The sequence below is a fragment of the Streptomyces mayteni genome, assembly GCF_054783955.1.
Genome location: NZ_BAAGPR010000089.1, coordinates 23,342 through 32,851 on the forward strand (window position 1 = coordinate 23,342; position 9,510 = coordinate 32,851).

9 protein-coding genes are annotated in these 9,510 nt (G+C 70.1%); 2 read left to right on the forward strand and 7 right to left on the reverse strand.

Going from position 1 to position 9,510, the window contains the following annotated elements; translation table 11 throughout:
* From ACYVPE_RS29710 to ACYVPE_RS29720, 3 genes are all read right to left on the reverse strand, one after another.
* On the reverse strand, positions 1–999 hold the full coding sequence (locus tag ACYVPE_RS29710) for a D-2-hydroxyacid dehydrogenase (protein WP_461036844.1): 999 nt from the start codon (positions 997–999) through the stop codon (positions 1–3).
* On the reverse strand, positions 996–2,147 hold the full coding sequence (locus tag ACYVPE_RS29715) for a glycosyltransferase family 4 protein (RefSeq protein ID WP_461036834.1): 1,152 nt from the start codon (positions 2,145–2,147) through the stop codon (positions 996–998). The genes ACYVPE_RS29710 and ACYVPE_RS29715 overlap by 4 nt, the downstream gene beginning before the upstream one ends.
* Positions 2,148–2,299: 152 nt before the next feature.
* Entirely contained in the window at positions 2,300–2,806 is a 507-nt protein-coding gene (locus tag ACYVPE_RS29720) for an ATP-binding protein (protein WP_461036835.1), read from the reverse strand.
* A gap of 216 nt (positions 2,807–3,022) precedes the next feature.
* Here ACYVPE_RS29720 and ACYVPE_RS29725 point away from each other — a divergent pair, with 216 nt between their 5' ends.
* Complete coding sequence (locus ACYVPE_RS29725; protein WP_461036836.1) at positions 3,023–4,465, forward strand: carph-isopro domain-containing protein; 1,443 nt, start codon at positions 3,023–3,025, stop codon at positions 4,463–4,465.
* 11 nt (positions 4,466–4,476) lie between these two features.
* Positions 4,477–5,430, forward strand: a complete 954-nt coding sequence (locus ACYVPE_RS29730; RefSeq protein WP_461036837.1) for an FAD-dependent oxidoreductase — start codon at positions 4,477–4,479, stop codon at positions 5,428–5,430.
* Between the two features lie 71 nt (positions 5,431–5,501).
* Here ACYVPE_RS29730 and ACYVPE_RS29735 read toward each other — a convergent pair whose 3' ends face one another.
* The 4 genes from ACYVPE_RS29735 to ACYVPE_RS29750 form a co-directional block, all read right to left on the reverse strand.
* The gene (locus tag ACYVPE_RS29735) at positions 5,502–6,569 is read right to left on the reverse strand and encodes an ABC transporter permease (RefSeq protein ID WP_461036838.1); all 1,068 of its coding nucleotides are present in this window, start codon (positions 6,567–6,569) and stop codon (positions 5,502–5,504) included.
* The gene (locus tag ACYVPE_RS29740; RefSeq protein ID WP_461036839.1) at positions 6,566–7,300 is read right to left on the reverse strand and encodes an ABC transporter ATP-binding protein; all 735 of its coding nucleotides are present in this window, start codon (positions 7,298–7,300) and stop codon (positions 6,566–6,568) included. Before ACYVPE_RS29740 ends, ACYVPE_RS29735 begins: the two co-directional genes overlap by 4 nt.
* Positions 7,301–7,352: 52 nt before the next feature.
* Complete coding sequence (locus ACYVPE_RS29745) at positions 7,353–8,426, reverse strand: FHA domain-containing protein (RefSeq protein ID WP_461036840.1); 1,074 nt, start codon at positions 8,424–8,426, stop codon at positions 7,353–7,355.
* Positions 8,427–8,574: 148 nt separating this feature from the next.
* Positions 8,575–9,510, reverse strand: a 936-nt coding sequence (locus ACYVPE_RS29750; RefSeq protein ID WP_461036841.1) for a PP2C family protein-serine/threonine phosphatase, incomplete at its 5' end; no start/stop codon positions are given.

Below are 9,510 nucleotides of genomic sequence, written 5' to 3' on the forward strand. Positions count from 1 at the left end.
TCAGCCTCCGGGGGATGGTGTGGGAGCCGTCGGTGCCGTGGCCAGGCCGTTCAGGGGCCGTCCGGCGACGTAGCGGTGGAGGTTGTCGACGAAGAACGCCACGGCTTCGTTCATGTATGTGCGCGAAAAGGCAGCGCTCTTGGGGCTGAGCACGACCTGCGGATGCCAGCGAAGCGGGTGGTCCATCGGCAGCGGCCGGGGGTCGGTCACGTCCAGGGCGGCACCGCTCAACTGGCCGTTGTCCAAAGCGCTCAGAAGTGCGGCCTGGTGCACGGTGGCGGCCCGGCCGAGGTTGACGAACAACCCTCTGGGCTTGAAGGCGGCGAAGACTTCGCTGTCGAAGAAGCTGTGCGTCTCCACTGTGGCCGGCAGGAGGTTGACCACCACATCTGCTGTGGAAACGGCTTCCTCGATGTCTTCCGCACGCCGCCAGGTGATGCCATCGGCTTCGTTAGAGGGTGGGGTGCGACGTACACCGACGATGTGCATGCCGAATGTGCGGGCGACAAGGGCGAGATGGGTGCCGATGCTGCCACAGCCGACGATGGTCATCGTGGCGCCCGCCAGGTCGAAGAACTCCGTAGCGAGCTCGTCCTTCCACCATCGGCGGTTCCGCTGAAGGAGCTGGCTGGCGAACAGTCCCCGGGAGAACCCGAGGACCATCCCCATGGCGTGCTCGGCCATCGGGCGACCATGGAAGCCGTAGGCGCGGGTTACGGCGACGCCGGCCTCCTCGGCCGCCACGACGGGCAGGTGGTCCGTGCCCGCCGCTGGCGTGGCGAGCCAGGCAAGGCGCGGAGCCATGGGGAACCAGGCGGGGTGGAAGCGCCAGCCGAAGAACACCTGGGCCTCTGGCAGCTGCTCTGTTACCGTCCTGTCTCCGGCGAAACGAAAGTCGACGGACGGGAACGCGGCTCGCAGTGCGTTCTCGTGCTCGGCGGTCAGGCGCCAGAAGGCGTGCGACGATTCCAGGCAGACGAGCACGACGGGGTTGTTCACCATGCCTCCGTGATGGCCCAGGGAGCGCACTGGGTGAGAGCGACGCGGATCGTCGCGAGGTAGTCGTGCCGGCGGGCCAGGAGGGCAGCGCCCGCGCTGACCAGTTCCTCGCGCTCACGCGGCATCACGGTCAGGGCCCGTTGAATCGCGGTCGCCAGCGATTCGGGGTGGCCCGGTTCCGCCGTGAAGCCGGTGACGCCGTCCAGGACAGTCTGCGTCAGGCCCCCCGCACGGGTCGCGACCACCGGGCCAGCCTGCGCGGCGAAGGCTTCCAGCGGGATCCGGCCGAACGGTTCCACGCGAGAGGGCACGACGACCGCACGCAGTGCCGGGCTGTGCAACCAGCCGCGGACGGCGGGGCTGAAGCGCCCGATGAGCGTGGCGTTCAGGCCGTACTCGCGGATCAGCCCGGCCAGCGATTCCGAGTAAGGGTCCGCGTCGGGTGTGGGGCTGGCCGCGACCAGAACCAGATGCGGCAGACGCACGCGCTGCTGTCGTAGCAGGGCAAGGGCGTGCAGCAGGTCGTCAAAGCCCTTGTCCGGTACGGCTCGGCCCATCGCCAGGAGAAAACCGGCCCGGGCTCGAGGCGGAAGCGGGAGATGAGCCTGCCGTTCGATGCTCCCTTCGTCGGGCACAAGTCCGTTGGGCAAGTCGATGATTGATCGCGACGGGATGCCGTAGGCCGTCTTCAGGTGTCGGCGCATGTGTTCGGAGATCGCCGCGATCCGGCCGCCACGAGAGACAGCGGAGAGCAGGCCGGTCCGCTCCCAGCGGATAAGCGGCCGGTCTTCTGGGCAGGCGAGGGCCGCGGTCGAACGCGGGACCAACAACATGTCCACGCCCTGAGCGACATACTGGGCAAGTCCCAGCGTGGGCACGTCCAGGCCGATCAACAGGCAGCGGCCAGAGCGAGCGGCGACGCCGTTCGTCTCGACAGCGACGAGTCGGCACAGCATGTCGCGGCCACGCGGGGAATCATTGAACCGATGCCCGTCAGCGATGGGCATGATCTCGGCTCCGGTGGCCGACAGCGACTTCACTACCCGCGCGTTCCATTGTGGGTCGTGTCCGGGATGGCCGGCGGGCACATGAGCCGGGATCACCACAAGTCGTTCGGGGGGCAGCAGGCGGGAGAGCGCCGTGAGCATGGCACGGTTGCTGAAGCCCGTGCCGGAAGTGGTCCCGTAAAAGCCTTCATGGAGCGCGACGACGACGCGTGGCGGTGGTGAGGCGGGGGCCATGGACCTGGACGGCTGTCCAGTCCCTTCCCTGCCGGCTACCGAGTTGGAGGTCTCCGAGGTCACTGTGCTGTCCCTTCGGCGTCTGCGACGGTGCGGAGCAGACACCAGGCGCGTGAGGCGTCGGGGCCGATATCCAAAGACCAATCGGCTGTGAGTGCCTGGACGAGGAACAACCCACGACCGTCCTCGGCGTCGTAGTTGGGCAGAGCGGCTTGTGCGCGGTGTTCCGAACGATGCCCCGGCTTGCAGCCACCGTCGGTAACGGTGATCTCGACATCGGTTACGCCCTGTGGCCGGGTCACCCAGTCGACGGCGAGCATCAAGGGCGGACTGCCAGACTGGAACGCGTTGGTGACCAACTCCGTGCCGACCAGCCGGGCTTCGTCGACCAAGTCGCCCGACCCAACACCGACCAGCGCAGCGGAAACCGCGCTGCGGGCCGCGTCGGCCGCCAAGGGGCTGAACGGCAGGTCCATCACGAGACCCCCTATCGGTCGTCGAACCGACAAGCTCTGGTCGGGGACGAACGCGATGCGGGCTCCGGAAGTGTGGATGTTGACGTCCAAGACCCAGCCCTTCTGATCGTGCTGATGGTGCTGCCTCAATGGCGGTGCCATTGCCGCAGGTTCCAGGACAGCCGACGACGGTGAGTCGACGGCAGCCGATCAACCGGTCAACTCGGTCAACTTCCGGGAAGACGCACTTGCCAGGCGTGACGGGTCCATCACCATGGGACAAGGCTTGGGTGAGAAAACCCGCGTGGAACGTTGAGGTGATGAGTCATGGCGCCACGCTCGGGAACGCCGAACGCACTGCTTTCCCAGTGCCTGGTCGAACTGGGATGGAGTCCCAAGGCGCTGGCTCGAAAGCTCAACCGCGTATTCGGCACCGGCACGGTGGCCGAGTCAGCTCCCTACCATTGGCGGGACGCTGGAGCCCTGCCCCGTTCGCCCCTACCGACCATGGCCGCCTACGTGCTGTCCCAGGAACTGGGCCGGGTCGTATCGGTAGCCGAGCTCTGGCAAGGGCGCGCGGTGGACTCCCCGAAGCTGAATCCGGCCGATACTGATCTCACACGTCCCTGGACCGTTCAGGGCTTGCAGGAGATCGTGGAGGACTGGGTGCTGTCAGGAATCGTCGACCGCCGCCAGTTCCTCGCGATCTCCGGCTCCGGGCTGACCGCCGTCGTCTCGCACTACCTTGACGGTACGGCGGGACGGGGAGCATACACGCCGAGCGTGATCAAGGCGCCTGGCCAGGATCCGCTCGTCGATCAGGTGGAGCACAATCTGCCCCTGCTCCAGCTGCTCGACGACGAGCACGGTGGAGCCCGGCACCTGTCCTACGTCAGTGCCCAGTTCCGGGCAGTCGGCCTTCTCCTTCACGAAGGCGGCAACGCCACCGCCGTCACCACCCGCCTGCTCCGGGCCTTCGCCGAGATCGGCCAACTCGCCGGATGGATGGCCTTCGACGCCGCCGACCACGGACTTGCACAGCGCTACTTCGTCACAGCCCTGCGTGCGGCCCACCAAGTCAACGACCTGCCGCTGTGTGCGCACATCCTCGCCGACCTCTCCTTCCAGGCGGCCAGCCGTGGCCACCCGGCTGACGCCATCGCGCTCGGTGAAGCCGCTCGACGGTCCAGCGAGGCGGCTCCTGCCGTGGTCCGCGCCTCGGTGTTGTCCCGGCTGGCGTATGGCTACGCCACCGCGGGACGTGTCACGGACTTCGCACGGGCCCGTGGCACAGCACGTGAACTGATCGAGCGGCGCCATCACGGGGACGAGCCACGGTGGATGTACTACCTCACGGACAACCACCTTGACTGCCAGGCCGGTTACGCGCTCATCCGGCTCGGACGCGCCCAGCAACGCAACGGCGGCTCCGCAACGGCCAAGAGCCTCCTCAACGAGGGCTCAACGCTGCTCTCCGCCGGAGCTCACGCCGTTCCGCGCGGTGATCCAAGCCAGCGGCGAGCCCTCTTCGAGGGTGCCTGGCTCGCACTCGGACACAGCGCTCGCGGGGAGCTGGAACTGGCATGCGAGATCGGCCAGATCGCCGCAGGCCGCCTTGAATCCGTCCGCTCACCTCGTAGCGACGCCCTCCTGCGACAGCTCGCCGCCGACCTCCGGCGTCGCCGCCGCAACCCCTATGTCGACGACTTCTTGCCCGCCCTGGAACGAGCTCTCGCCCAGCACACAACCAGATCTCATTCTCCCGGTTAGAGTCAACGACTATGAGCGGACGCGAGCGCGTGGTCGTCGTGGGGGCCGGGGTGTCGGGGCTCTCCACCGCCGTTGTCCTCGCCGAGGCGGGCGCTGACGTGCATGTGATCGCCGGGGAGTTGCCCGGCGTCACGTCGCTGGCGGCTGGCGCTATGTGGGGACCGTATCTGGTCGAGCCCGAGGACAAGGTGCGCCAGTGGAGTCGGCACTCGCTGAAGGTTTTCCGCGAGCTGGCAACCGACTCTGGCACGGGGGTCCGGCTCACCAATGGCGTTGAGGCATCCAGGAGCGCCGGGGAGCCTCCAGACTGGGCCCCCACGTTGCCGGACTGTCGCGCACTGGAGCTCGCCGAACTGCCTCCCGGATTCGCGTCCGGGTACCGGTTCACCGTTCCCCTGATCGACATGCCCCTCTACCTTGCCTACCTCCGACGCCGTCTCAGGGAGATGGGTGGGACCATCGAGCGACGCGTCCTGCGGTCGTTCGCCGAGGCCGCGCCCGCGACGGCGATCATCAACTGCGCCGGTCTCGGGGCTGCCAGCCTCGTCCCGGATCCGGGGCTGCGACCTATTCGTGGACAGCACGTCGTCGTCACCAACCCCGGCCTGACGGAGTTCTTCTCCGAGGACACCGGCTCGTCGAGTGACCTGCTGTGCATCTACCCGCATGGCGACACGGTGGTGCTAGGCGGCACCGCCATCGACGGCGACGGCAGCCTCAGCACCGACGAGAAAGCAGCCGAGGACATCCTGGCCCGCTGCACGGCCGTCGAGCCTCTACTTGCCCAAGCCCGAGTCCTGGAACACCGCATCGGAACGCGGCCCACCCGTGCCCGCGTCCGGGTGGAAAAAGACCGACTGCCGGAAGGGACGCTCCTCATCCACAACTACGGTCACGGGGGAGCGGGCGTCACTCTCTCGTGGGGATGCGCGGCCGAAGTGCATCGGCTGACAGCCGGCCGGTGACCAGCGATCCACCCGCCCCGGAAGGGGCGGGTGGGCGGCGGAGGGTGGGTGGGGATAGGCCGCCAGGCCGGTTACGCGTTGTCCCAGCGGAAGAGGCGGGCGGAGATCGCGGTGAGGACGGCGGCGAAGACCAGGAGGCCGGCCATGGCCGGGAGGGCCGCGCCGTAGCTCGCGCCGCGGGTGAGGACGTCCTGCATGGACTCGTTGAGGTGCTTCAGCGGCAGCACGTTGGAGATGGTCCGCAGCCACGACGGCATGCCGTCGGTGGGGAAGAAGGAGCCGGACAGGAAGGCCATCGGGAGGACGACGATCTGCAGGGCGCCGTTCGCGGCCTCCTCGGTCTTGGCCCAGGCGCCTATCAGCAGGCCGATCGACATGAAGGCCAGCGTGCCGCAGGCGACCAGCGGCAGGGAGAGCCACCAACTGCCGCTGAGGGAGAGCCCGTAGTAGGGGATGGTGGCGACGCCGATGAAGATGGCGAACTGGAGGAAGGCCATCGCCAGGCTGACGCCGACCCGGGCGCCGATCACCGTCGAGGGGCGGATCGGGGCCAGCCAGAGGCGGCGCAGGATCCGCTTCTTCCGCCAGTTGACCAGCGTGAACGCCGACATGTAGGCGGCGCCGGTGGCTATCGCCCAGCCAAGCAGGCCCGGGGTCAGCTGCTGGATCGGCTTGATGGAGTGGTCCTCGACCTGGTCGGTGGCGAGGGTGAACGCCGGTGGCTGGCCGGTCGCGGCCACGTTGGCGCCCTGCACGATGGACTGCATCAGGCCCTGCACGGTGCCGGCGGTCGTGGCGTCGGCGGCCGAGTAGCGCAGCTCGACCAGGCCGTCGGCGTCCTGCCAGACCACCGCGTCGACGTCGCCCTCGCGGACGTCGTCGAGTGCCTGGTCGCGGTCGCCGGTCTGGATGATCGTCAGGGCGTCGGAGATCGCGGAGCGCTGCTCTGCCGGCATGTCGTCGAGCAGGTCGACGGCGCCGATCTGGACGATCGTGCTGCTCGCCGGGCCCGCGTCGCGCAGCAGCGCGCCGAAGAGGGCCAGGAACATCAGCGGGAAGACCAGGGTGAAGAACACCGCGGTGCGGTCGCGGAGCAGGCCGAGGACCATGGCCCGCGAGAGGCTACGGAACGCGCTCATTCGCGGAACTCCCGTCCGGTGAGGTGGAGGAAGACGTCCTCGAGCGTGTCGACGCCGGTCTCCGCGATCAGGTCGGCCGGGGTGCCGATCCGCAGGATGCGGCCGGCGTCCATGATGGCGACCCGGTCGCAGAGGATCTCGGCCTCGTCCAGGTAGTGCGTGGTCAACACGACCGTGCGGCCCGCCGAGTTGATCTCCCGCAGCAGGTCCCAGAGGTTCCGCCTGGCCTGCGGGTCGAGGCCGGTGGTCGGCTCGTCGAGGAAGACCAGCTCGGGGTCGTGGACCAGGGCGCAGGCGATGGAGAGCCGCTGGGCCTGGCCGCCGGAGAGCTTGTCGTCGCGGACGTCGGCCTTCTCCGTGAGGCCCACGCTCTCCAACATCTCGTCGGCCCGCGCGGTGGACACGCCGTAGAGGGAGGCGAAGGTGTGGATCTGCTCGCGGGCGGTCAGCTTCTCGAAGAACGCCGACGCCTGGAGCTGCACGCCGATCCGCGAGAGCAGCTTCGGGTTACGGGGCCAGGACGACTCGCCGAGGAGCGTCGCGGTGCCCTCGTCGGGCTCCCGCAGCCCCTCGACGATCTCCATCGTGGTCGTCTTGCCGGCCCCGTTGGGGCCGAGGATGCCGTAGAACTCGCCCCGGCCGACCTCGAAGGTCACCCCGTCGACGGCCTGGACGTCGCCGTAGCGTTTGCGTATCCCGTCGACCCTGATCGCGGCCGTGTCGTCTGTCACCCGGTCGATGGTAGTGCCGGGGTTCGAACGTGTTGGCGGCGGTAGGGCGGGGTCAGCCCCGGTAGAGGGTGAGGGTGGTCCAGGCGCCGATGTGCACCCGGTCACCCTCCTGGAGCGGCACGGGGACGAAGGGCTGGATCGGGTCCTCCGCCATGTTGACGGTGGTGCCGTTGGTCGAGTCCTGGTCGACCACCGCCCAGCCGCCGTCGGCCTGTTGGACGAGCATCGCGTGCCGGTGCGAGACGCCAGGGTCCTCCGGCTGGCGGGACAGGTCGATGTCGGGGGACTCGCCGGTGGACTGCCGCCGGCGGCCGATGCTGATCTCCTGGCCGGTGAGCGGCACCTGCTGCTCTGGCGCGTACGCCGGGAGCTGCAACTCGTGGGCCTCGGGCCCCGAGCGGCGCATCATGGCCTGGAAGTACTCGGGGTCGGGGCCGATGGTCACCAGCCAACGCCCGGGCTGCGGCGGCCGCTGCGCCTGCTGGGGAGGCTGCTGCTGGCCAGGGTAGGCCGGCGGCGGAGGCTGCTGCTGGTACTGCCCGGGCATGCCGGGGGGACCGCCGGGGCCGCCGGGCGGCGGCAGCATCCAGTCGCCCTGCGGCGGGGGCTGCGGTGGCTGCTGCTGGAGCTGCTGGTGTGGTTGCTGCGGCATCGGCGGGGCGCTGGGCGCGGCGGCCTGGTGGCCGTACGGGTCGTGCTGCCCCGGGTACTGCGGCGGCCCGCCGGGCGCGGCAGGCGGTATATAGGTGGTCGGCGAGTTCGTCAGGAAGTTGTACCTGCACTCCTCGCAGAACGGCGCCTGCGACTCCCGCGGCGTGCGGCACTGCGGGCACAGCTCGGTGGGCGTGAGGTGCGGCATCGGCGCGGTGGACGGCCCGGCGGGATAGCCGCCCGGCGCCTGCGGCGGCTGCGGCGGGCCCTGGTGCGGCGGGCCCTGCTGGGGAGGGAAGCCGTAGCCGCCCGACGGCGGGGGCGGCGGCAGCTGCTGGCCGCCAGGCCCCTGCGGAGCGCCCGGATAGCCGACGGGGGGCGGCGGCGCGGCGACGGCGGGCGCGAGCATGCGATGACCGCACACCTCGCACCAGTCCTCGGCCATCGACTGATGGCCGTTAGGGCAAGTCGGCATGTGACTGCCTCCAGTTACTCACGTCTACTCACGTCGTCGTCCGCCAGGCCGGGCGGGACTTCCGTCTTCGGGCGTTCCTCCTCAGACGAACAGTACCCGCCGTCGTGCCCGGTACGTCTAGTGTCCGATTCCGCCGCGGCCGGGTCGGCTACCTGGGGACGACCGGGGGGAAGGGGATCACGGCCACCGTCACGTTGTCGTGGCCGCCGGAGTCGAGGGCGTGCCGCACGAGGCCCCTGGCGGTCGCCAGCGGGGCCTGCCTGGCGTGGTCGGGCACCAGCAGCGCCATCTGCTGGCCGGTCTCCGCGTAGTTCCACAGGCCGTCGGTGCACACGACGACCACGCCTGGACGGTCCGGCTTGAACGAGGCCGTGTGCGGCTCGATCTCCTGCGCGTCGGCGCCCAGCCAGGCGGTGATGGCGTGCGCGCGGTGGTCGGCCATCGCCTCGGCCTCGGTGAGCAGCCCGGCGGCCACCATCTGGGCTGCCCACGAGTCGTCCTCGGTGAGCCGCGCGGCCGCCGCCCCCGGCTCCTCGGGCACCCAGTAGGCGCGGCTGTCCCCGATCCAGCCGACCGTGAGGGTGGCGCCCGCGGTGACGGCGCTGACGATCGTGCAGGCGGGGGAGTTGCGGCCCGGCTCGGGCTCGGTGCCGTGCGCCAGCGCGGCCACCGCGGTGCCGGCGGTGAGCAGCGCCTCGTGCATGGCCTGCGGCCCCGAGACGCCGCGGGGCAGCGCGCCGCGCAGGAAGTCGCGGGCGGTGCCGGCGGCGGCGGCCGACGCCTCGTCCGGGCGGGTGGAGGAGGAGACCCCGTCGCAGACGACGGCGACCACGGCCTGCTGGCCGTCGGGCAGCGTGACGACGTCGACGGCGAACGCGTCCTCGTTGCGGTGGTGGCGCAGCCCGATGTCGCTGACGGCGGCCACCCCGGCGAGCTCCCGTTCCACATGGTCCCGGGAGTTCGCGGGTCCGTGCCCGCACCCGGTGCACTGGCCGTCGGCGTCCACGTACCCATTACCGCACACCGGGCAGCCGGCGCCACCGGGCGCCGCCGGCGACGCCGGCGGCGGGGCCGGCACGGCGAC

Bases quoted from the DNA above. Each gene is read 5' to 3' on its own strand.
- ACYVPE_RS29725 (WP_461036836.1), top strand. From the start codon at position 3,023: ATGGCGCCACGCTCGGGAACGCCGAACGCACTGCTTTCCCAGTGCCTG.
- ACYVPE_RS29735 (WP_461036838.1), bottom strand. From the start codon at position 6,569: ATGAGCGCGTTCCGTAGCCTCTCGCGGGCCATGGTCCTCGGCCTGCTC.
- ACYVPE_RS29715 (WP_461036834.1), bottom strand. From the start codon at position 2,147: ATGCTCACGGCGCTCTCCCGCCTGCTGCCCCCCGAACGACTTGTGGTG.
- ACYVPE_RS29730 (WP_461036837.1), top strand. From the start codon at position 4,477: ATGAGCGGACGCGAGCGCGTGGTCGTCGTGGGGGCCGGGGTGTCGGGG.
- ACYVPE_RS29745 (WP_461036840.1), bottom strand. From the start codon at position 8,426: ATGCCGACTTGCCCTAACGGCCATCAGTCGATGGCCGAGGACTGGTGC.